Annotated in this window: 17 protein-coding genes; 10 read left to right on the plus strand and 7 right to left on the minus strand. The window is 70.4% G+C overall.

Features of this window, described 5'->3' with window-relative positions; genetic code table 11:
• The first annotated feature begins 66 nt into the window (after nucleotides 1-66).
• The 7 genes from H4W81_RS20220 (at nucleotide 67) to H4W81_RS20250 (ending at nucleotide 7,231) form a co-directional block, all read left to right on the plus strand.
• The gene (locus H4W81_RS20220; RefSeq protein WP_192776245.1) at nucleotides 67-492 is read left to right on the plus strand and encodes a sigma factor; all 426 of its coding nucleotides are present in this window, start codon (nucleotides 67-69) and stop codon (nucleotides 490-492) included.
• 83 nt (nucleotides 493-575) lie between these two features.
• Nucleotides 576-2,483: an SPFH domain-containing protein gene (locus tag H4W81_RS20225; protein WP_192776246.1), complete on the plus strand. Its 1,908-nt coding sequence runs from the start codon at nucleotides 576-578 to the stop codon at nucleotides 2,481-2,483.
• Nucleotides 2,480-3,712, plus strand: a complete 1,233-nt coding sequence (locus H4W81_RS20230) for an SPFH domain-containing protein (RefSeq protein ID WP_192776247.1) — start codon at nucleotides 2,480-2,482, stop codon at nucleotides 3,710-3,712. The genes H4W81_RS20225 and H4W81_RS20230 overlap by 4 nt, the downstream gene beginning before the upstream one ends.
• Nucleotides 3,713-3,813: 101 nt before the next feature.
• Nucleotides 3,814-4,587 carry a sporulation protein gene (locus H4W81_RS20235; RefSeq protein WP_192776248.1) on the plus strand — a complete coding sequence of 258 codons (774 nt, stop codon included), beginning with the start codon at nucleotides 3,814-3,816 and terminating at the stop codon, nucleotides 4,585-4,587.
• A gap of 175 nt (nucleotides 4,588-4,762) precedes the next feature.
• A complete protein-coding gene (locus H4W81_RS20240) occupies nucleotides 4,763-5,803 on the plus strand; it encodes a fused MFS transporter/spermidine synthase family protein (RefSeq protein WP_225958709.1) in 1,041 nt (346 codons plus the stop codon).
• Nucleotides 5,800-6,420, plus strand: coding sequence for a hypothetical protein (locus tag H4W81_RS20245; RefSeq protein ID WP_192776249.1), 621 nt, complete (start codon nucleotides 5,800-5,802; stop codon nucleotides 6,418-6,420). Before H4W81_RS20240 ends, H4W81_RS20245 begins: the two co-directional genes overlap by 4 nt.
• 10 nt (nucleotides 6,421-6,430) lie before the next feature.
• Nucleotides 6,431-7,231, plus strand: a complete 801-nt coding sequence (locus H4W81_RS20250) for an inositol monophosphatase family protein (protein WP_192776250.1) — start codon at nucleotides 6,431-6,433, stop codon at nucleotides 7,229-7,231.
• A gap of 10 nt (nucleotides 7,232-7,241) precedes the next feature.
• On the opposite strand, the gene H4W81_RS20255 is transcribed toward H4W81_RS20250, so the two are convergent.
• Together H4W81_RS20255 and H4W81_RS47390 are read right to left on the minus strand one after the other, a co-directional pair.
• A complete protein-coding gene (locus tag H4W81_RS20255) occupies nucleotides 7,242-8,390 on the minus strand; it encodes an ArsB/NhaD family transporter (RefSeq protein ID WP_318781842.1) in 1,149 nt (382 codons plus the stop codon).
• Nucleotides 8,391-8,412: 22 nt separating this feature from the next.
• Nucleotides 8,413-8,604 (minus strand): hypothetical protein, encoded by a 192-nt coding sequence (locus tag H4W81_RS47390; protein ID WP_225958710.1) that lies wholly within the window; start codon nucleotides 8,602-8,604, stop codon nucleotides 8,413-8,415.
• A 46-nt stretch (nucleotides 8,605-8,650) separates the two neighbouring features.
• Here H4W81_RS47390 and H4W81_RS20260 point away from each other — a divergent pair, with 46 nt between their 5' ends.
• Together H4W81_RS20260 and H4W81_RS20265 are read left to right on the plus strand one after the other, a co-directional pair.
• Nucleotides 8,651-14,209, plus strand: coding sequence for a WD40 domain-containing protein (locus tag H4W81_RS20260; RefSeq protein WP_192776252.1), 5,559 nt, complete (start codon nucleotides 8,651-8,653; stop codon nucleotides 14,207-14,209).
• Nucleotides 14,210-14,227: 18 nt separating this feature from the next.
• Nucleotides 14,228-15,190, plus strand: coding sequence for a hypothetical protein (locus H4W81_RS20265; RefSeq protein WP_192776253.1), 963 nt, complete (start codon nucleotides 14,228-14,230; stop codon nucleotides 15,188-15,190).
• Here the strand turns inward: H4W81_RS20265 and coaE are convergent.
• Nucleotides 15,180-15,767, minus strand: coding sequence for a dephospho-CoA kinase (coaE, locus tag H4W81_RS20270; protein WP_192776254.1), 588 nt, complete (start codon nucleotides 15,765-15,767; stop codon nucleotides 15,180-15,182). The two genes, H4W81_RS20265 and coaE, sit on opposite strands and share 11 nt — an antisense overlap.
• Before the next feature lie 9 nt (nucleotides 15,768-15,776).
• Nucleotides 15,777-16,223, minus strand: a complete 447-nt coding sequence (locus H4W81_RS20275) for a GNAT family N-acetyltransferase (protein ID WP_192776255.1) — start codon at nucleotides 16,221-16,223, stop codon at nucleotides 15,777-15,779.
• 497 nt (nucleotides 16,224-16,720) lie between these two features.
• Here H4W81_RS20275 and H4W81_RS20280 point away from each other — a divergent pair, with 497 nt between their 5' ends.
• Nucleotides 16,721-17,860 (plus strand): acyltransferase family protein, encoded by a 1,140-nt coding sequence (locus H4W81_RS20280; RefSeq protein WP_225958711.1) that lies wholly within the window; start codon nucleotides 16,721-16,723, stop codon nucleotides 17,858-17,860.
• Between the two features lie 125 nt (nucleotides 17,861-17,985).
• Here H4W81_RS20280 and H4W81_RS20285 read toward each other — a convergent pair.
• The 3 genes from H4W81_RS20285 to H4W81_RS20295 form a co-directional block, all read right to left on the minus strand.
• A protein-coding gene (locus H4W81_RS20285; RefSeq protein ID WP_420538754.1) for an IS5 family transposase occupies nucleotides 17,986-18,881 on the minus strand; the annotation gives its coding sequence in 2 pieces (ribosomal slippage) (nucleotides 17,986-18,506 and nucleotides 18,506-18,881; 897 coding nt in all).
• A gap of 840 nt (nucleotides 18,882-19,721) precedes the next feature.
• Nucleotides 19,722-21,203 carry a 30S ribosomal protein S1 gene (rpsA, locus tag H4W81_RS20290; RefSeq protein WP_192776257.1) on the minus strand — a complete coding sequence of 494 codons (1,482 nt, stop codon included), beginning with the start codon at nucleotides 21,201-21,203 and terminating at the stop codon, nucleotides 19,722-19,724.
• Nucleotides 21,204-21,427: 224 nt separating this feature from the next.
• Complete coding sequence (locus tag H4W81_RS20295) at nucleotides 21,428-22,546, minus strand: polysaccharide deacetylase family protein (RefSeq protein ID WP_192776258.1); 1,119 nt, start codon at nucleotides 22,544-22,546, stop codon at nucleotides 21,428-21,430.
• Nucleotides 22,547-23,161 lie beyond the last annotated feature (615 nt).

Consider the following 23,161-nt stretch of genomic DNA (forward strand, 5'->3'; position numbering starts at 1 on the left):
GTCTTTCCGGCCACTCGTGAACGTGTGCCCCCTCCACACCGTCTATATCGGGATGGAAGGGACCACATGACCGACGACCTGCTGTTCGAGACGTTCGTCGCCGACCGGGCCGACGCGCTGATGAGATGCGCCTACGCGCTCACCGGCAACCCGCACGACGCGGCGGATCTGGTGCAGGAGGCGCTGGTGCGGCTGCGCGGCTCCTGGTCGCGCGTGCGCGGCAAGCACGATCCCGAGAGCTACGTGAGGGTGACGATGACGCGCCTGCACATCACGGTGTGGCGCAGGCGGCGGCGCGAGTACCTCGCGGGGGAGCCTCCCGACCGGCAGGTCGCCGACACGCCGTCGCTGTGGGCCGACTTCGACTCCGACCTGTGGAGGCGGCTGCCCAGGCGCCAGCGGGCGATGATCGTGCTGCGCACCCCGGGCCTGTTCGCCTACGAGCTGGACGGCAAGCTGATCCTCGTCGACCTCACCGTAGCCGGACGCTGACCGTGTCGAAATCCTTTTGCAAGCGATCATCAAGGGATGGCCGATACGGTACGTATTCCCCCTGATTCGATGAGAGAGGTGCGATGTCTCGACCAAGAGAGGCCCTGATCCAGGCAGGTCAGGGCATAGCCCAGGCCGTGGCCCAAGGCGGCGACGTACGGCAGGCCATGGGGCAGGCCGTCGAGCAGGCCATGGGACAGGCAGGGCAGCTGGCCGGGCAGGCACCTGGTTTCCAGCTCAACCCGCGCGACTTCCTGGCCGCCCGTGACGGCGGTGCCTCGGTCGGCACGGTGATCGAGGCCCGCACGGCCTCCCTGAACGAGGCCGGCGAGATCATCAGCCGCAGCTTCACCGAGCAGGGCAGGAACGGCGAGCCGCTGCACGTCATCTCGCCCGTCGTGATCCCCAAGGGGAGCACGGCGAAGGTGCTCATCCCGCTCGGCATCCTCGTGGTGCTCGGCCTGGTCGGCGCGCTCGGCAACGTCGTGCCCGGCATCGACGTGCTGTTCGGCCCGCACTACTGGCTGGTGCTGGTGCTGGCCGCCGCCTTCCTGTGGTGGCGGCGCAGCGTCGTCATGGTGCCGGAGGGCTGCAAGGCGCTGATCACCAAGTTCGGCAAGCTGGTGCACATCGCCGACCCCGGCAGGGTGACGCTGTTCAACCCGTGGAAGCGGGTCAGCTACATCGTCAACACCACCCGCGAGTACCCGTTCAACGCGCCCATCCGCGAGGCGCCGACCCAGCAGGGCGTCAAGGCGAGCGTCGACCTGTTCCTGCAGTTCAGGATCGAGAACCCGGCGGAGTTCATCTTCGTGCTCGGCTCGGTCAGCGGCTTCCAGTCCAAGCTGCAGAACGCCATCAGCGAGGTCACCCGCTCGCTCATCTACGCCCAGCGCGCCGAGGACATCTACGACCTGGTGGGCGAGAGCACGCTCGGCATGCTCGACAACCTCAACCAGCAGTTCCTGCCTGCCGTACGGCTGACGGATGTCAACATCACGCACGCCGAGCCGTCCAGCCAGGAGTACCGGATGGACCTGGCGGCCCCCGAGATGGTCAGGGTGGCCAAGGAGGCCTACACCTACGAGTACGAGCTGCAGCTGCGCAAGGAGCAGAACGAGGGCGACCTGATCAAGGAGCTCGCCGGGCTTCAGGAGACGCTGAGCGCCATCCAGGCCGAGATCGCCGCCTACCAGGCGCGCATGGACACCGCGCTGGAGCGGGCCTCCCACCAGGCCAAGGCGCAGGCCAGGCAGCGGCTGGTGGAGGCGGAGTCGACCGCCAACGCCAACGCCGCGCTGCTGGAGGCGCAGGCGCTCGACATCCGCGCGCTGTCGGCCGCCGAAGCCCCCGAGATCCTCGACTACCGCTTCCAGCAGGACCTGCTGGACAAGCTGGAGTCGGTCGCCGGACGGCTGCCGCAGGTCGTGCAGGTCGGAGAGGAGAGCGACATCGACTTCCTCGCCCTGGCCCAGCAGCTGGTCGGCGGCAAGGACGCGGTGCTGTACTCGGCCGAGGACATGGCCGCGATCAGGTCGAGGCTGGCCGAGATCGAGCAGCGCGTCGAGGAGCGCGGCGAGGAGATCGCCGCGCTGCTCAAGGGCGGCCCCGGAACCACCGAGACCACGATCGTCGAGGAGGCCGCCGTCCCCGAGGTCCCCGGCCCCGGCTCCGCATGGCCGGCCGTGGACGTCGAGGCCACCATCGAGCGCCCGATGCGGATGCCGGCCCCCGAGCCGAGCCCGTCCGTGCCCAGCGCGCTGCCCGCCTACGAGCGGCCCGCCCCCGCGTCCCCGCCGCCTCCGCCGCCCGCTCCGCCGGTGAGCAGAGGCCCGGCCGTACCGGGCCAGCCGCCGGTGACGCCCCCGGCGACGCCGTCCGGGTGGCCCACGCCGCCGGACCCGCAGGGCGCCCGCCCGCTGGGCACCCCGGTCTGGCCCGCCCAGCCACCGCAGTCCAGCACCGACGCGCAGGAGGGTGAGACCCGATGAGCAGGGACTTCTCCAAGATCAAGGAGTCGCTGGCCTCCTGGTCCGACATCCGCCAGCTGCTGCGCGGCGGCGAGCAGGGCCAGCTCGTCCCCGTGGTCATCCCCAAGGACAGGCGCGGCTTCGCGTGGATGACGCTGGTGTTCCTGGCCGTGTACTTCGCCGGCATGGCCGTCGTCGCCGGGCTCGTGCTCGCGGCGCTGGCCGCCGTGCTGGTGCTGCTCATCGGGCTGATCTGGATGTGGCGGCGCGCCATCATCGAGATCGAGGAGGGCACCACGGGCGTCCGCAGCAGGTGGGGCGCCATCACCGGGGTGCTGCCCCCTGGCCGCCACTACCTGTGGCTGCCCTGGGACAGGGTGGACGCGGTCGTCGACACCTCCACCGAGATCCCCTACTCCGCGCCGATCTCGGCCTGCCCGACGGCCGAGAACGTGCCGCTGAAGTCGATCGAGTTCTTCCTGAAGTTCCGCATCATCGACCCCGTGGCGTTCGTCCGGACGATCGGCGCGGGCAACTTCGACCTCGTGCTCTCCAGCGCCGTCCAGGACGCGATCAGGCAGCGCAGCCGCAGGGTCAACACCGAGCGCGCCTACGACCTGCGCGGCTCCGACGTCGGCGACATGCAGGAGGCGCTCAACCGCCAGCTCGGCAGGTACGGCGTGCGTGTCACCGGCGCCAACATCCCCGACGTGCAGCTGCCCGACCAGTACCAGCAGCACCTGGCCACCAGGGAGAAGGTGGCCAAGGAGCTGTCGGCCTACGAGCGCGAGTGGGAGCTGACCCGCAAGCGCCGCATCGACACGCTGCTGATGGAGATCGAACGGTCGAAGAAGACCCGTGACGCCCGGGTCGTGGAGGTCAGGGCCGCGGCCAACACCGCCCGCAAGGACGTCGCGCGGATGCTGGAGGAGCAGGAGACCGAGGCCCAGCGGGTGCGCTGGGAGATCGAGGCGCGCGGCAAGGCCGACCTCACCTCCGCGGAGAACGAGGCGAAGGCGCTGCGCCACCTGGCCCACTCCTACCGCGACAACCGCGCCGTCCTGCAGTACGAGCTGGCCCGCCGCCGTCTCGACGTCGGCGCCAAGCTGGCCGAGAACGCCCCGCAACCCCTCGTCGTGCGTACGGCGAGCGGTCAGGGCGACTCGGCGCTCTCCACCCTGCTCCTGGCTCAGCTGCTGCCCCGGATCACCGGGAACGGTCCGGCCAAGCCGTCCGTTGGCCACGAATGAGAAACGTGCGCGGGAGACCGCCCAAAGTAGTTGGATCCGGTTAGACAGATGGACGCGGTCCATTACGCACGTTTCTCATTCGAAAAACCCGAGGAGAACCCATGGTGTTCCGCAAGCTGATGGCCGCCTTCGGTGCGGGCGTCGAGGTTGACACGGTCCTGAGCAACGCCACCGTCCGCCCTGGCGAGGCCCTGCGGGGCGTGGTCAACTTCAAGAGCGGCGGCTCCGACTACAAGGTCGACGGCATCACCATCGACCTGACCGCCGTCGTCGAGGTCGAGAGCGGCGACAGCGAGTACAAGACGACCTACAGCTTCCTGCGCCAGCAGGTGGCCGGCTCCTTCCAGCTGGCCGCGGGCGCCTCACACTCGCAGCCGTTCGAGATCCCGGTGCCGTGGGAGACGCCGATCAGCGCGATCGGCGGCCACCCGCTGCACGGCATGCGGCTCGGCGTGCAGACCGAGCTCGCGCTGGCGGGCGCGCTGGACAAGGGCGACCTCGACCCCCTGTACGTCACGCCGCTGCCCGCGCAGGAGCACGTCATCGCCGCGCTCGACCGGATGGGCTTCCGCTTCAAGAAGGCCGACCTGGAGCGGGGCACGCTGTACGGCTCGACGATGCCGTTCTTCCAGGAGATCGAGTACTACGCGGGCGGTCAGTGGCGCGGCCACTTCAACGAGCTGGAGCTGACGTTCATCGCGGGCCCCGCCCAGATGGACGTGATCCTCGAGGCCGACAAGCGCGGCGGCTTCCTCAGCTCGAGCCACGACTCCTACAACCGCTTCACCGTCCGCTACGGCGCCCCGCCGGCCGCGGCCGAGCAGGCGCTGCAGTCGGGCCTGGAGCAGATGGCCCGCAGGCGCGGCTGGTTCTAGTCCGGCACGATACCGGCGCGAGGGGCTGCGGGGCCCCTCGCGCCTTTTTCATGCCGTCTGCGCACACCGTCCACGCACACCGCCGCCGGGCGTGATCAAGTATTGCCATGTGCTGGTGATCGCCTGGTGCCCTCGTTACCATGGCGTGGGGGTCAGAGGAGGTGCGGGGCACACCATGAAGCGGCTCGTCACGGCGGTGAAGCGGGCCGCGCCCTGGGCGGCGCAGAACGCCGACGGCGCCATCGCGCTGACCCTGGCGATCGTGGTCGGCGTGATGGGCATCATGCCCGGCGAGATCTTCGGCCCGGAGGGCGACGACGTCCAGCGGCAGGTCATCAGCGCCGCGACCCTGGTCATCCTCGCGCTGGTCGCCACCGCGCTGCTCAGGGACCGCGTCCGGCAGGCGCCCGTCGAGCGCACCATCACCTCGGGCGCCCTGGCTCAGCTCCCCGAGCGGCTGCAGCGGCTCGACCACCTGGAGTCGCTGGTCGAGGGCACCCGCAGGGCGCTGGACGAGCTCCAGCTCGTCAGGGTGCTGGGCAACCGGCAGGAGATCGGCGAGGCGCTGGCCGCCGCCCGCAAGGACACCACCCGATGGAGCTTCAAGGGCGGCACCGGCACCTACCTGCGCGCGGTGACGCTGCCCGAGTGCGTCGCCGCCTCCCGCAGGGTGAGACGCCACCTCACGATCACGGTCGAGATCATCGACCCGACCGACGAGGAGGTGTGCGAGGCCTACGCGCACTACCGCCGCTCGCTGTCGGACCTGCCCGACGGCACGGGCGAGCGCTGGACGACCGACCGGGCCAGGAAGGAGTCCTACGCGACCATCCTGGCCGCCTTCTGGCACCGGCAGCGCTACGGCCTGCTCGACATCAGCGTCGGGCTCTCGCACACGATGACGACCTTCCGCTGGGACCTGTCGGCCACCAGGCTGATCATGACGGTTGAAGACCCGAACAGGGCGATGAGCGCGCTGGCGGGCACCTTCTACTACGAGAACTGCGACTCCGAGCTGCGGCTCAGCCTGGAGCAGGCGCGCAGGGTGCCGATCGAGCGCTACAAGGCCGTCGCGCTCAGCGACGAGCCCACCGTCGAGGAGGTAGAGGAGTTGTTCAGGCGGATCGAGCTGCCGCTGCCGAAGGCCTACACCGAGTACGACATCGTGGACGTCACCCGCAAGGCGCTGCAGGCGAAGGACCCCTACGGCACATGAGTCACCGGGCGGTGCACGAGGAGATCCTGCGCGGCGGGGCCAGGCGGTGGGCGCTGAAGGCGCTGGCCGACCTCGGCGGGCTGCGGGCCGTACGGCACCCGCTGGGTTTCGTCTGCCTGCCGCTCGAACGCGACGGCGGCGAGGGCGTCTGCCTGCACCTGTGGTCGGCCGCCTTCCCCGCCGCCGACGCCACCACCTCGCAGATCCACTGCCACAGCTGGGACCTGGTCAGCCACGTGCTCTACGGCCAGGTGCGCAACGTGCACGCGGCGGTGGAGGAGGCGGGCGGCGACGCCACGCACCGGGTCTTCGAGGTGGTCAGCGACACGGGCGGCGACCGCATCGAGCCGACGGCCAGGACCGTACGGCACCGCACAGGCCTGGTCGAGGTGTTCGGCCAGGGCGAGACCTACACCCTGCCGGCGGGCCGCTTCCACTCCAGCGTGGTGCCCGAGCACGGCGAGGCCGCCACGATCGCGCTGGGCAGGGGCCGCCCCGGCGGCCACGACCTGTCGCTCGGCCCGCTCGACACCCCCGCGCACCGCATCACCCGCGGCCGCCTCGACGCCGCGCAGACCGCGAGAGCGGCGAGACTGATAGCCGGGCACCTCACCTAGGGAGGACTCCTTGGACCTCGAGCACGCTCGGCAGGTGGCCGCGCAGGCGGCGCAGGCCGCGGGGCTGCTGCTCCGCGACGGTGTCAGGGGGTCGCTCGGCGCGCGGCCCAAGGGCGCGAAGGGCGACGTGGTCACCGACCTCGACCTGGCCTCGGAGAAGCTGATCCTCGAGCGCCTGCTCACCGCCTTCCCCTCGCACTCGGTGATCGCCGAGGAGTCGGGGCTGCTCGGCTCGGCGGGCGCGGAGTGGACCTGGCTCGTCGATCCGCTCGACGGCACCAACAACGTGGCCATCGGCCTGCCCGCCTACGTGATCGGGCTCGCGCTCTGCCATGAGGGGCGTCCGGTGCTCGGCGTGGTCCACGAGCCCGTTCCCGGCCACACCTGGTCGGCCGTCCGCGGGCGCGGGGCGTGCGGTCCCTCGGGCGTACGGCTGGCGCCGCCGTACCGGCCGTGGCGGCACGGGCCGGTGGTGGCCTGGACGCAGGGTCACGGGGTCTCGCGCGCCGCGGCGCACCCGCTGAAGATGCGCCTCGACCTGGGCACGCGCCGGATGCTGCAGCTGTGGGCGCCGCTGCTGTCGTGGGTGATGCTGGCCAGGGGCGACATCGACGGCTTCGTCGGCTACTGCGCCGAGGCCGTCGATCTGCCCGCGGGCGCGCTGCTGGCCCAGGAGGCCGGTATGGAGATCAGGGCGCTGGACGGCGGCCCCTTCCCCGAGGGGTTCGAGGGGCCGCCCGAGGACCGCAGCTTCGTCGCGGGGCCGCCCGAGGCGATTCCCTCGCTGCTCGCCCTGGTCGGCTCAGCCTGACCTGGCCACCTCAGCCCGAGTTGGCCACCAGGGCGGCGGCGCTCGCCGCGATACCGACGACGGCCAGGCCGGCGCCGGTGAGCACGAAGCGGCGCATCGGCACCTTCACCCCGTGCCTGGCGCACGACTCGAACCACAGCAGCGTCGCCAGCGACGCCCACGGCGTGACGACCGGGCCGACGTTGACGCCGACGAGCAGGACCAACGGGTTGGCCACGACCCCCTCCAGCGCCTGGTAGGCGGGCAGATTGTTGATCACGTTGGCCAGTCCGGCCGCCACGAAGGCGGTGCGGAAGGGGTCGTGGGCGTCGCCGACCAGCCACGCCATGACCGCCGACAGCCCGTGGGCGCTCAGCGTCGGCACGACGAGGAAGAGCCCGGTGACGAAGATCAGCAGCTGCCACGGCACCAGGCTCCAGGTGAGCTTCCCCCTGTCCCTGACGAAGAAGGCGACCACCACGATGGCCGCGGCCGCCGGAGCCGCCACCGAGACCGGCACCTCGATCAGCAGGGCGCCGATGAACAGCGCGCAGGCCGCCGACGCCGAGGAGAACAGCACCCGGTCGGCGACCGGCCGCGTCTCGGGAGGGCTGTGGCCGCGGTGGCCCCGCCAGTAGAACACCCACAGGAACACCATCGTCACCGCGATCGCCGCCAGCTGCGCGGCCCACATGTGGCCGGCGAACTCCTTGGTGGACAGGTTGATCTTCTCCATGCCCAGCAGGTTGGTCAGGTTGGAGACCGGCAGTAAGAGGCTGGCGGTGTTGGCCAGCCAGATCGTCGTCATCGCCAGCGGCAGCGCGGCGATGCCCGCCCTCGGGGCGAGGGCCAGCATGACGGGGGTGAGCAGGACCGCGGTGGTGTCGAGGTTCAGGAAGATCGTCACCACCGAGGCGAAGGCCACGCACAGCAGGAACAGGGCCACGTTGCTGCCCCTGGCCACCACCGCCATCCGGTCCGCGATCACGTCGAAGACCTGGGCCTCCTTGGTGAGCTCGGCGAGCACGATGACGCCCACCAGGAAGATCATCAGCGGCCAGATGCCGTCGAGCTCCTCGACCGCCCGCTCCAGCGGCAACAGCCCCGTCGCCACGAAGACCAGCCCCAGGGCGAGCAGCCCGATCCTGACCCAGTCGAGGACGCCCAGTCGGCTCAGCACGGGTCGATCTTCGCACAAACCTCTACAGGCGTTCGAGGTGGAAGGTGTCGTAGGGCCACCAGTCGTGGCCGTGATCGACGATGACGCTGCACCGGTGCCTGAGCAGCTCCAGCCGGACCTCGGCCGGGTCGCTCCGATCAACGTCGCCCTCGTACGCCCGCAGCCGGTGGAACAGCCCTCCCCACGGGAGTGCCGCATATTGATCGTCGTGCATGGCCATCAGCCTCCACAACCCCGGCCGCAGCGGGGATACTGGCCCAATGGCGCGTGACGGCAGGCCCACCGACATCTTCGTCAGCTACTCCCCCGCCGACACGGCCTGGGCCACCTGGATCGCCTGGGAGCTCGAGTCGGCGGGCTACCGCACGATGATCCAGGCGTGGGACTTCGTTCCGGGCACGAACTTCATCGACTTCATGGACAGGGGCGTCAGCGAGGCGCAGGTGGTCGTCGCGGTGCTGTCGCGCAACTACCTCACCTCCCGCTACGGCCGGATGGAGTGGCAGGCCGCGCTGCGGGCCGCCCCCGACAACCCCTCCAGCAAGCTGATCACGGTCAGGCTCGAGGACGTGCCGCTCGAAGGGCTGCTGTCGACGATCACCTGGGTGGACCTGGTCGGCGTCACCGATCCCGCCAAGGCGCGCGGCATGCTGCTCAACCGCATCGCCGAGGCGGTGGCCGGGCGGGCCAAGCCCCACCTGCCGCCCGCCTTCCCGCACGGCGCCCCCGAACCCGAGGCCGAGCGGGAGCCGCCGCCGTCCAGGGAGAGCCTCGGCAGGGGCAGGAGGACACCCATGTCGGCACCCGCGTTCCCGCTGGGCCGGGCGGAGGAGCGGCAGCGCGACTCCGTCAGCGTGTTACATCTGGGCGGCACCAGGTTCGGCAGGGCGCTGCCCGAGCCCGGCGAGCCGTTCACGCCCGAGGAGCTGCAGGCGCGCATCTGGGGCGACCTGACCAGGATGCAGGACCAGGGGATGCCCAAGCCCGACCTGATGCTGGTCACCGGCGACCTGACGGAGTCGGGCACCCTCACTCAGTTCGGGCACGCGACGCAGTTCCTGACGAGCCTGCGCGTGCTGCTGGGCCTCGAGCCGCAGCGCCTGGTCGTCGTCCCGGGGCCGCGTGACGTGACGAAGGCGGCCGCCAAGGCGTACTTCGCCACCTGCGAGGCCGACGACGTGCGCCCGCAGCCACCGTACTGGCCCAAGTGGCGGCACTTCGCGGGGATGTTCGGCGAGCTGTACCACGAGGGGCCCGTCTTCGACGGCAGCCAGCCCTGGAGCCTGTTCGAGGTGCCCGAGCTGCGCCTGGTCGTGGCGGGGCTCAACTCCACGATGGCGATGAGCCACCTGGAGAAGGACGCCTACGGCCTGGTGGGCGAGGCGCAGGCGGCCTGGTTCGCCGAGCGGCTGCGCGCCTACGAGGAGCGGGCGTGGCTGCGCCTCGGGGCGGTCGGGCACGCGCCCGGCGGGTTGCGCGACATCGCCTCGGTCGAGCGGCTGCTCGGGCACCGGCTCAACCTGCTCTTCCACGGCCCTGGGCCGTCCGCCGACGGCACGGTGGGGGCGCCGCGCCGTCACCAGGTCGTCGAGTTCACCCGCACGGGCATCCGCACCTGGGTCCCCGACGCCGAGCCCGAGCGCACGCCGTACCAGTGGCGCTCGGCGCTGGCCACCTTCACCGGCGAGAGCCCGCCCGCGCCCGCCAAGGCCGTCACCGAGGTCGTCGAACGCGAGCCGAGCCCGACCGAGCTGCTGCTCGACCGCATCACCGAGGTGTGCGAGGCCAGGCACGAGCGCATCAAGATCCGCAGATTCGACACCCACCTGGTGATGACCTACCCGGAGGACGGCTTCGTCCGCCAGCAGATGATCGCCGCCCACGTCGGCGAGCTCACCGCCGACCACGCCGACACCCTCGTCCGGCAGGCCCACTCCACCAGCCTCGGCCTCGAGCTCGTCTACCAGGGCCCGCCGCCCGCGCGGGCGCTGCGCGACGACCTCATGCGCAGGGGCATGCGGGTGCGCAGCTTCACCGAGTTCCAGGGTCTGCTCGACCTGTCGGAGTACGTCGCCGAGCAGTCCGTGCGGCTGCGCACCGACCGCCGCTACCCGCCCGACCTGTACGTCCCGCAGCGCTACCGCGAGCTCGACCGGCCGGCCCCGGAGATCAGGGAGGGCCTCACCGACGAGCTGATGCGGCTGCTGTCGGCCGACCACGGCAGGTTCCTGCTCGTGCTCGGCGACTTCGGGCACGGCAAGACCTTCGCCCTGCGCGAGCTGGCCAGGCGCATCCCGGCCGAGCTGCCGCACCTCACGCCGATCCTGATCGAGCTGCGCGCGCTGGACAAGGCGCACTCGGTCGACGGCCTGGTCGCCGCGCACCTGGCCAACCACGGCGAGGAGCTGATCGACCTCAAGGCCTTCCACTACCTGCTGCGGCAGGGGCGCATCGTGCTGCTGTTCGACGGGTTCGACGAGCTGGTCACCCGCGTCACCTACGACAGGGCCGCCGACCACCTCACCACGCTGCTGGCCGCGGCCGAGGACAAGGCGAAGATCGTCGTGGCCAGCCGCACGCAGCACTTCAAGTCGCACGGGCAGGTGCTGACCACGCTCGGCGAGATGGTCGGGGTGCTGCCGCAGCGGCGGGTCTTCAGCGTGGAGGACTTCACTCACGGGCAGATCCGCTCCTACCTGGCCAACCGCTTCACCGACAGCGGCGCGGCCGAGGCCAGGATGTCCCTGCTGGAGGGCATCAAGGACCTGCTCGACCTCGGGCGCAACCCGCGCATGCTGAGTTTCATCGCCGACCTCGACGCCGAGCGGCTCCGCACGGTCGCCACCGCCCGCCACACGATCAGCCCCGCGCTGCTGTACGAGGAGATCCTCAGCTCGTGGCTGGCCTTCGAGGAGCGGCGCACCAGTGTGCCGGGTGCTCCGGCGACGCTCACCACCGACGAGCTGTGGCGGGCGGTGACGGCGCTGGCGCTGCGGCTGTGGGACACCGGCGAGTCCTTCCTCGGCCTGGCCGAGCTGACCGAGATCGCCGAGACCCTCACCGACCTGGCCGACGGCCAGCTCACCAGCGTGCAGGCGGCCCACGCGGTCGGCACGGGCAGCCTGATGGTCCGCACCGACGAGGGGATGTTCGGGTTCATCCACGCCTCGGTGATGGAGTGGCTGATCGCCAGACACGTCGCCGCCTCGCTGCCCGACTCCACGCTGCCGGCCAGGCGCCCGCTGTCGGCGCTGACCGTGGAGTTCCTCTGCGACCTGGCCGACGTCGGGGCCCTGCAGGGCTGGGTGGCGGGCGTGCTGGCCGACCCGGACACCGACGACGTGGTGCGGGCCAACGCCGTCAAGATCCTGGCCAGGCTGCGCACCCCCGCCAAGGCCGACCTGCGCGGGGCGAACCTGCAGGGCGAGGACCTGTCGGGACGCGACCTGCAGGAGGTCGACCTCACCGGAGCGCGCCTGGACGGAGCGACCCTCGCGGGCACGAACCTGACCAGGGCCATCCTGCGCGACGCGCGGCTGACGGGGGCGCGCATGGACGGCGCCTCCCTGGTCGGGGCCGATCTGCGCGGCGCGGACCTGTCGGGAGCACGGCTGTTCGGCACCGACCTCAGCGACGCGGCCGTCGAGGGCAGCCGCTGGCACCGGGCCGCCCTCGTCAACATCGCCGGGACGGTTCCGGCGCTGCCGGGCGCGGCGGTCGTGCCGCGAGACCCCGTCGAGATCGAGCTGGCGCCCGCCGCTGTCGGCGTGCCGTACGGCTATCACTTCCAGACCAGCCGCCTGCCCGAGCCGATCGCCTACAGCCCCTCGGGCGCGCTGCTGGCCGTGGGCAACGAGGACGGCGGGGTGCTGCTGTGCGCGGGCGGCGTGCCGGTGCGGACGCTGCAGGGGCACAGGGGCCGCGTCTACGCCGTCACCTTCAGCGACGACCTGCTGGCCACGGGCGCCAGCGACGGCGCCGTCGTGCTGTGGGACCCGCTGACCGGTCAGCGCCTGCACACGCTGCGCGGACACGCTGACGGGGTGTGGCCGGTCAGGTTCAGCCCGGGCGGCGACCTGGTCATGGCGGGCGGCGCCGACGGCGTCGTGCGGATCTGGTCCACCGCCACGGGGGAGCTCCTGCACCGCCTGAGCGGCCACACCGCGCCCATCTTCACCGCGGTCTTCACCCCGTGGGGCCTGATCACGGGCGACTCGGCGGGCACCGTACGCGTATGGAACTCGGGACGGCTGAGCCGCACGCTCTTCTCCGGACAGGGCGCGGTCTACCGGGCGGCCCACTCCGGCGACCTGCTCGCCACCGGCCACGAGGACGGCACGGTGCGCGTCTGGAGGGAGGGCGAGCTCCTGCACACCCTGCCGGGGCATCGGGGGCGGGTCTACTGCGTCGCCTTCTCGCCCAGCGGCGACCTCCTGGCCACCGGCGACACCGAGGGCGCGGTCCTGCTCTGGGACCCGCGCTCGGGCGAGTCACGCGGCCCGCACACCACCCACAGGGCCGCCGTCTACCAGGTGACGTTCTCGCCCTCGGGGGACCTGCTGGCCACGGGCGACTCCGACGGCACCGTACGCGTGCAGGAGATCGGCGGCTCGGCCAGGACCGAGCTGGCCGGACACCGCAGCTCGGTGTGGCCCTTCTCGTTCCGCCCCGACGGCGCCCAGCTGGCCACCAGCAGCAACGACGGCACCACCCGGCTGTGGGACCCGATCACCGGGCAGTGCACGCGGATCCTGCGCGGCCACGGCCGCCGCATCTCCTCCGTCGCCTTCAGCGCCGACGGCTCGATGCTGGCCACCAGCGGCAACGACGGCGTCGTCAGGATCTGGGAGCCGCGCACGGGCCGCCGCCTGCGGGAGTTCACCGGCGCGGCCGACCGGCTCATCTCGGCCGTCTTCTCCCCCGCGGGGCCCGTCCTGGCCACCGCCAGCAACGACGGCGGCGTCCACTTCTGGAACGCGGTCACCGGCGACCACGAACGCGAGCTGCACGTCGAGACCGACCACGTGTGGGCCGAGGCGTTCAGCCCCGACGGCCTGCACCTCGCCACCGCCAACGACGACGACAGCGTCCGCGTCTGGTACCGTCCCACGGCCCGCCTGGTCAGCGACCTCACCGACCACAGGGGCAGGGTCCGCTCGATCGCCTTCAGCCCCGACGGCACCTTCGTGGCCACCGGCTGCGACGACAAGCTGATCAGGATCTGGCACGCCGAGTCCGGCGGCAGGGTGGCGACGCTCGAAGGCCACACCGACCGCGTCTACTCCGTCGAGTTCTCCCCCTCGGGTGACCTCCTGGCCAGCGCCAGCAACGACGGCCGCGCCCTGATCTGGGAGCTGCGCCCCGGCAAGCCGTGGCAGCCGCGCCTGCGCCACACGCTGTCGGGACACGCGGGCAGGCTGTGGAGCATCGCCTTCGACGCCTCGGGCACCCTGGTCGCCACCGGCGGCGACGACCTCACCGTGCGGGTGTGGCAGGTCGCCACGGGACGGCTCGTCCACACCCTGACCGGGCACTCCCGCCGCGTCCTGTCGGTCGCCTTCAGCCCCTCCTCGCCCTCGCTGCTGGCCAGCGCGGGCGACGACGGCGTGGTGATCCTCTGGGCGGACGGCGTGCGCCGCGCCACCCTGCTCGGCCTCCCCGAGGGCTGGGCCGCCCTGGCGCCCGACGGCCGCTACAAGTGCCAGGGCGAGGTGGCGGGGCAGTTCTGGCACGTCATCGGAATGGCGAGGTTCGAGCTGGGCGAGCTCGATCCGCACCTGCCGGCCGTCCGCTCGATCGCCCTGGACGCGGAGTTCTGATCGTGGTACTCGCGTCATATGAATGTCTCCGCGCGCCTGCGCGACATCGCCGGCAACCTCGACATCGTCGTGGTCTTCGTGGTGGCCCTCGTGGTGGGCGTCCTCGACCTGCTCAACGTCATCAAGGACGGCGAGGCCGACGGCGTCATCCTGCCGGTGCTCGCCGCGCTCGCCTTCGTCTGGATCAGGGACCGTTCGAGGCAGCGCAAGGTCGCCGACCAGCTGGCCAGGGTCGCCACCACGACGGAGGGCATGTGGTCGCTGCTCACCAGCGGCCAGTCGGTCATGACGCTCAAGGGGCCGGCCATCAGCCGCGAGCTCACCGAGGCGCGCGCCGAGACCGACAGGTGGCTGTTCAAGGGCAGCACCGGCACCTTCACCCGCGCGGTCACGCTGCCAGAATGCCTTGAGCGAGCTCACCTTCACCGCCGGAGGCTCACCTTCAGGCTGGAGATCCTCGACCCCTCGAACCTCGACCTGTGCACCGCCTACACCCGCCTGCACCAGGACCTCGCGCCCAACGGCTCGGAGGAGAAGGCCTGGACCGAGCTCGGCACCCGCAAGGAGCTCTACGCCACGATCCTGGCCGCCTGCTGGTACCGCCAGCGCAACCGCCAGCTGCTCGACATCGAGGTACGGCTCTCGCAGACCCTCTCGCTGTTCCGCTGGGATCTGTCGTGGAGCCGCCTGATCATCACCCAGCGCGGCCCCGCCTTCCCCGCGGTCGCCATCCCGCGCGACAGCCCCCACTACAACCTGTGGGCCACCGAACTGGAGAACAGCCTCAGCCAGGCCAAGAGGCTGCCCCTCGAGCGGGCGACGCCGCTCGGCGAGCATCCCACGGCCGAGGAGGCGCACCGGCTGTTCACGGCCATCGGGCTGGCCGCCGACCTCGAACCCGACGATCTGCGGGAGGTCGCGCGCATCGCCCTCGACCACCTCGACCCCTATCGGGACAAGATCCCGACGCTCAACCTGTGAGCCGCTCCCAGACCTCGGCGACCCTGGCGTCGAGTTCCTCCAGCGTGCCCTCGTTCGGGATCACGATGTCGGCGACGGCCAGCCGGTCCTCCCGCGCGGCCTGGGCGGCGATGCGCGCTTTCGCGTCGCTCTCGGACATCCCCCTGACCCTGGTCAGCCGGTCGAGGCGGACCTCGTCCGAGGCGTCGACCACGATCACGACCTCGTACATCGGCGCCAGCTTGTTCTCCACCAGCAGCGGCACGTCGTAGACCACGACCGCGTCGTCGGGCGCGCTCCGCTGCAGCTCCGCCACCCGCTCTCCCACCAGGGGGTGGACGATCCCGTTGAGCGTGGCCAGGCGGTCGGGGTCGGCGAAGACGATCGTGCCGAGCTTCTCCCTGTTCAGCGAGCCGTCCGGGCGCAGGATCTCCCTGCCGAACGCGGCGACCACCCTGGCCAGCCCCTCGGTGCCGGGCTCGACCACCTCGCGGGCGATCTTGTCCGCGTCGATCACCACGGCGCCCCGCTCCCCCAGCCGCCTGGAGACCTCGCTCTTCCCCGACCCGATCCCGCCGGTCAGTCCCACTCTCAGCATGAGCGCAGCCTAGCCGCGTCGCAGGTGCACCAGGGTCAGATGATCATCCATCCGTTCCCTGCGGGTCTCCCTGTAGCCGAGCTTCCGATAGAGCCGCAGGTTCCCCTCCGACAGGTGCCCGGTGAACAGGTCGAACGCCTGGGCCTGCGACATCTCCTCGTGCAGCGCCTCCAGCAGCGCGCGACCGAGGCCGCGCCGCTGCGCGTCGGGCGCCACGACCAGCCGCCCGACCAGGCAGGTGGTGCCGGCCAGCTGGCCCCTGACCGCGCCCACGATCCGCTCGCCGTCGCGGGCCTTGAGGACAACACCGGTCTCGATCGCCCTGCGCACCTGCTCCACGGACTCCACCAGCGGCGGGATGAACGGGTCACCGTACAGCTGGGCCTCACTGACGTAGGCCGCCCGCTGCACGGTCAGAATCTCCCCCGCGTCCTCACCCACCGCCCGCGCGATCACATCCCCACCCTAGTCTCCTGTCTCGCTTTTCTCTCCTGACTCTCTTTTCTCTCCTGTACGGCAAGCCGGGCCACGCGCCACCCAAGGCGCGGGGCCGGCGTCTGTCCAGGGATACGCATCCTCAAGCGCACATGCCGGGCCACCCCAACGGAAACCGAACAAAGAGGCAAGCGGGACGACCCCCAAAGACGCCAGCCACCCCCCGAGGGCGCGGGACGACCCCCTGAGGAGGCAGGCAGGTCGACCCCCAGGACACGAGCCGACCCCCGAAGAGGCAGGAGGCCCTTCCGAGGAGGTGGATCGACGTCTCGAGGAGGTGGATCGACCTTTTCGAGTTTGGGATCGGTGTTTTGAAAGGGTGGTTGGGGGTTTGGGTGGAGGGGGTTGGGGTTCTGGGGAGGAAGGTCCGGGCATGGGGGGAGAAGGCGAGGAGGGTTCGATAGGTTGGCCAGATGTCGATTGCCCGCACAACCGCACGACCGAGCGAATCCTCCGCTTTGTCGCGCCTGGCATGGCTGGACGCGTTGCGCGGCATCGGCGCCGTCGCCGTTCTGGCCGAGCACATGCTGCCGTGGGTGATCCCGTCCCTCCGGCCGTACTGGTTCAACCTCGGCATGTACGGCGTCCTGGTCTTCTTCCTGGTCAGCGGCTACATCATCCCCACCTCCCTGGAACGCCGCGGCGACGTCGGCGGCTTCTGGGTCGGCAGGGTCTTCCGCCTCTACCCGCTCTACCTCACCGTGATCGCCCTGGTCATGGCCACGTCGTGGTGGATGCCGATCCGTCAGGAGGTCCCGCGCGACTCCTCCTCGATCGCCACGCACGCCACGATGCTCCAGGACGTGCTGGGCACGGGCGCCGTGGTCGACACCATGTGGACCCTCTCGTACGAGATGGTCTTCTACCTCCTGGTCACCACGCTGTTCGTCATCGGTGTCCACCGCCGCAGCGGCTCGATCGCGATCGGTTTCGGCGTCGCGGCCGTGGCCAGCGGCCTGCTCATGGCCGCCGCCCCCATCGCGCCCGGCGCGTGGCCGTCGTGGCTCTCCTTCGCGGTCTTCTTCGCCGGGCTCGCCTGCCTGATCACCGGCAGATTCCGGACGGCCGCCACCTACGTCCTGGGCGCCGGCGCGCTCGCGCTGCTGATTCTGAGCAGCAGGGTGCCGTGGTTCGGCCTGGCGATCCTCGCGGTCATGTTCGCGGGGACGGCGATCCAGCGATGGGAACGCGGCGAGGGCCCGCTGTGGCCGGTGGGCGTCACCGCCGTGCTGGTCGCGCTGTCCCCCGCGTGGGCGATCCACGCGGGCTGGTGGTGGGTGCGTCCGGGCGTGTGGATCACCACGATCCTGCTGGCGGCGGTCACGTTCGCGATGGCCATGGCGCTACGGCACCGCGGGACGTTCCGCTTCCTGGCGTGGCTCGGCATGGTCAGCTATTCGGTCTACCTGCTGCACCATCCGCTGCTGAAGTACTTCGTCGCCATCACCGGCGACCTGCGCCGGTCACCCCTGGCGATCCAGGCACTGATGGGGACGCTGTTCGTGGGCCTGGTCCTGGGTGCCAGCTGGCTGACCTACCGCTTCGTCGAAATCCCCATGCAACGCCTCGGCCGCCACCTCACCACCCGCCAAACCTAACCCCAGCCAGCCCCTCAGCCGCTCCCCACGCCTCCACCGGCTATCCGGCCGCTCGGCCGCCCATCTAAGCCTTCACCGGCTCCCACGCCGCCCTCCACGCCCTCCACTAGAGCGTGTCCCGTGGATCATAGGACAGGGTCACGGAGCCAGATTCTGATCGAGGCGACGTCGATGGTGCCCGCGTAGATGCGTTCGCGCTTGTCGGTGCGAAGGGCCACCGCGCGGTGGCCCTTGAGCTTGTTGACGCACCGCTCGGCGGTATTGCGCTCCTTGTACCGCTCGGCGTCGAAGCCGGGCGGTCGGCCGCCCTTACGCCCCCGGTTGAGGCGGTTGGCCTGCTGATCCTTCTTGATCGGGATGACCGCCTGGATGCCGCGTCGGCGCAGGTAGGCGCGATTGGCGCGCGAGGAGTAGGCCTTGTCGGCCAGCACACGTATCGGACGCCGGCGAGGACGGCCCAGACCGCGACGCCGGATGCGCACCCGCTCCAGGATGCGCCGGAAGTACGGGCTATCGCCGTGCTGACCGGGGCTGATGATCCGGGCGATCGGCCGGCAGCGCCGGTCGGCGACCAGGTGAATCTTCGTGCTCCACCCGCCCCGTGAGCGGCCCAGCGCCTCCCGGCCCGTGCCCGGTTTGTGATCTACGCCGTCCCCTTTGACGGGATGTCGGCGGGCGGCTCACGACGAGCTCCGGCGGCATGCTGATGAGCGCGCGCCACAGTGGAATCCACACTCACCGTCCAGTCCTCCCCCTCGGCCTCATCGCATCCAGCGCGCAGCCCGTCCAGGATCTTCTCCCAGGTGCCATCCATCGACCAGCGGCGATGCCGGTTGTAGACGGTCTTCCAGTTCCCGTACCAGGGCGGCAGGTCACGCCAGGTGATGTTGGTCCGGACCCGGAAGAAGACCCCGTTGATGACCGTTCGGTGATCGGCCCATCGGCCGCCCTGCCGCGGGTTGACCGGCAGCAGCGGCGCCAGCCGTTCCCACTCGGCATCGGTCAGATCATGACGCTTCAGGCGATCTTCCACTGGACTGATCTACACCAAACCACCATCAAAGATCCACGGGACACGCCCTAGGGCCTTCTCACCCTTCCGTTCGCTCCACTCCCGCTCACTCCGCGCCTCCACCGACCCTCAGGCCGCCGTCCGCCCCTCAGGCTTCCACCGGGCCCTCCACGCGCTCAGCCGTCGCCTCTGTCGACTCCCCAGACTGCCGTTCGCTCCCCCTCCACCGGGCCCGCAGCGCGCTTCCACTCCCGCTCACTCCGCGCCCCCACCGACCCCCAGGCCGCCGTCCGCCCCCTCAGGCTTCCATCGGGCCCTGCACGCGCTCAGCCGTCTCCTCTGTCGACTCCACAGACTGGCGTCCGCCCCCTCGGGCTTCCACCGGGCCCTCCAGGCTGCCGTCGCTCCCCTCAACCTCCACCGGCTCTCCACGGCCGCCTCCCGCCCCCCTGCGCCCACCAGGCCCTCTTAGGCTGGCTAGGGGCATTCCGTTCCGGGTTGGTTCGGAGCGTTCGGGTTCGTCCGAGGCATTCCGGATTGATGTGTGCTGGTTCTCGGGTGGCTGTGGGATGGTCTCGGCGGGTTCAGGAGTGGGCGGTCCGTTGGGGTGGCCGGCCACGTGCGCTCGGTGACGCGTATCCCTGGACAGACGCCGGCCCCGTGCCAGGGGTGGCGCTTGAGTGGGGCTTGCCGTACAGGAAGAAAGCCCCTCGCTCACGCGCGGCGCCGTACAGGAAGAACACCCCCGCACCGTACGGAGAGAAGGTTGGGCGGGGCGGGGAGAATGCAACGAGCCCCGCACGGAGGTCCGTGCGGGGCTCGATGGTGTTGCTAGTTCAACTCACGTGGTCAGCTCTGGCCGCCCGCGAGCTTCTCGCGCAGGGCCGCGAGAGCCTCGTCCGAAGCGAGCGCACCAGCGGCCGGAGCCGAGGAGGTGCTGCTGCTGGACGGGGCCTGGGTCTCGCCGGTGTAGGTCGAGGGGGCTTCGCCCGCCTCGGCCTCGGCCTTGCGAGCCTCCTCGATCTGCTTCTTGTGAGCCTCGAAGCGGGTCTGCGCCTCGGCGTACTGGCGCTCCCACTCCTCACGCTGCTTGTCGAAGCCCTCGAGCCACTCACCCGTCTCGGGGTCGAAGCCCTCGGGGTAGATGTAGTTGCCCTGGTCGTCGTAGGTGGCCGCCATGCCGTACAGCGTCGGGTCGAACTCGACCTCGGCGCCGACGCCCTCGTTGGCCTGCTTCAGCGAGAGGCTGATGCGGCGACGGTCGAGGTCGATGTCGATGATCTTCACGAAGATCTCGTCGCCGACCTGGACGACCTGCTCCGGGATCTCCACGTGGCGCTCGGCCAGCTCGGAGATGTGGACCAGGCCCTCGATGCCCTCCTCGACCCGGACGAACGCACCGAACGGCACCAGCTTGGTGACGCGGCCGGGGACGACCTGGCCGATCTGGTGGGTGCGGGCGAACTGCTGCCACGGGTCTTCCTGCGTCGCCTTGAGCGAGAGGGAGACGCGCTCGCGCTCCATGTCGACGTCGAGAACCTCGACGGTGACCTCCTGGCCGACCTCGACAACCTCGGAGGGGTGGTCGATGTGCTTCCAGGACAGCTCGGAGACGTGAACCAGACCGTCGACGCCGCCGAGGTCCACGAACGCACCGAAGTTGACGATCGAGGACACGACGCCCTTGCGGACCTGGCCCTTCTGCAGGGTGTTGAGGAAGGTCTGGCGGACCTCGGACTGCGTCTGCTCCAGCCAGGCACGGCGGGACAGGACCACGTTGTTGCGGTTCTTGTCCAGCTCGATGATCTTGGCTTCGAGCTCGCGGCCGACGTAGGGCTGCAGGTCGCGAACACGGCGCATCTCGACCAGGGACGCCGGCAGGAAGCCACGGAGGCCGATGTCGAGGATGAGACCACCCTTGACGACCTCGATGACGGTGCCGGTGACGATGCCGTCCTCGTCCTTGATCTTCTCGATCGTGCCCCAGGCGCGCTCGTACTGCGCGCGCTTCTTGGACAGGATCAGGCGACCCTCCTTGTCCTCCTTCTGGAGAACCAGGGCCTCGACGTGCTCGCCGACCTCGACAACATCAGCCGGGTCGACATCATGCTTGATCGAGAGCTCACGCGAGGGAATGACACCCTCGGTCTTGTAACCGATGTCGAGCAAGACCTCGTCTCGATCGACCTTGACGACGGTGCCCTCGACGATGTCGCCGTCGTTGAAGTACTTGATGGTCTCGTCGATCGCGGCGAGGAAGGCCTCTTCGGAACCGATGTCGTTGACCGCTACCTGCGGGGTGCTCGAGGTGGCCTCGGTGCTGCTCGTCATGTGTGGAATTGCTCCGAACGCGGACAGATGTCGATGTGGCGGACGCGCAGCAGGCTCTCTTCCGCATCAAGCCGAGGATGACGTCATCGACGAGACCGAGCGCGAGCCCGCTCCGTCTGAGGCGCGCGCGAGCCCACAGCGCAGCGATCAGCATATGAGACCTGGCGAGCGGGGTCAATCCGAGGACACGGGACGGCAAGAGACGCAAAGGCGTGCGGGGCCGCCTAGTAGGCGTTGACCTGCCCGATCCGCTTGGGAGTGATATTACCCCGAGTTTTCCTTGGGATGGAGATCCTCTCCGGATCTCCATCGGAGACAAAGCGCTCACCAGGGTGCTTGTTCAGCCATTCCAGCCAGTACTGCGAGCACCACTTCCGGCACTCGCCCTTCTTGCCGTTGCTCTGGATCCGCTGGATCGCGCCCCGGTCGAATTTTTTCGCGTAGGGCGAAAGCGAGGGCTCGGCGCCGGCGAGGAAGACCCCGGCGAGATCATACGAGATACCGCCCCATGATCCCTTCCTGGCGATCTTCTTCGGATGCGGCATCGAGCCGAACGGCAGCGCCAGCGTCTCGCTGGGCGGCGCGCCAGACTTCTTCAGCAGCCGTTCGAGCCGGACGATCTGCTCCTGGACCTTCTTCTTCGGCAGGACCGCCAGGTTGGGGTGTCCCCAGGTGTGGTTGGCCACCTCGAACCCGTGCTCGGTCAACCACCGCACGGCCTTCGCCTGGTCGGACTGGTTGCGCAGGCCGAAGGGCTGGCTGTTGATCCAGAAGGTCGCCACGGGCCTGAAGCTCGGGTACTTCCTGGCCACGTCGTAGATGATCCTGACCGCGGTGTCCTTCTTGGGCATGCCCGCGCCGTCGAGCGCGAAGTGGCTGGCGTGCCCGTCGTCGAAGGTGAGCACGACGGGGAACTTGCCCGCGGGCACCCTGATGTCGCCGGTGGCGAACTCCTTGGCGGTGATCGGCACGTAACCCTGCCTGGCCAGCTTCTCCAGCTCCTGCCGGATCTGCGAGGGGGTGCGGTCGATCGAGGCCAGCCGCTTCTTCATGATCCGGTGATACATGATCACCGGAACCAGTCCGAGCTCGTTGGCCTTCACCTGCCTGGCGAACTCCGGCGTCGCCGTCACCGGCGGTGGCGGCTCGCCGCTGGGCAGATCCGGCTGCGGCTCCGGCTGCACCTCCGCCTTCTTGGACGGCTGGACGGTGCCGACCGCCGCGGCCTTCCCCGGGGTGGGCTCGCCGGCGGTGGGGAGCAGCAGCAGAGCGGCGATCGCGACGGTGACGACCACGATGTTGGCTACCCCGATGACGCGCGTCAGGGATGCTGAATTCCGCACAGAACTCCCGTGCTCATCGAGGCCAGACCAACCAGTCCAGCCTAGACCAGATCCCCCCAATGACTCTCACGATCACCCGCCCAGTCAGGTGAATACCGTTGCCCCCGCTACCCCCATCCCTCCCCCGAAGCCCACCTCGCGCCATCGCCCACCCAGCTCCCCCGCCCCTTCAACGCGAGAGCAGCCCAACGGGGGCGCGCACCGGGCCTCACGAGGATCGGGGGCCCAGAACCTCCGAGACGCCACCGACCTAGCCGACGGACCTCGGCGGTCCCGGGGCTCCGGCGGGTTCAGGGGCGTCGCGGTTATGGGGGTGCCGGGTTCGGGGTGTCGGGTTCCGGGGCGTCAGGATTCCTGGGGTGTTGGAGTTCTGGTGTGTTGGGGTTCCAGGGGGTGGGGTGGGTTAGGGGTCCAACGGGGTGCAAGGGGTGGGTGGGTGCTCCGGAGGGATGCCACGAGCTGGGGCTTTGGGCCCTGGAGGGCGTCAGAAGCCCGACGCCACGAGGACGCCAGCCCCCAGCGCCCGAGATCCTGAGGACCGGGAGCGCCGGGGCCCGGCCCTCCAGGGGGCAGCGCGAAGAAGGTGTCCCACGATCCCGACGTCTCCAGCCCGGC

It is taken from the genome of Nonomuraea africana, from assembly GCF_014873535.1.
Classification (GTDB): Bacteria; Actinomycetota; Actinomycetes; order Streptosporangiales; family Streptosporangiaceae; genus Nonomuraea; species Nonomuraea africana.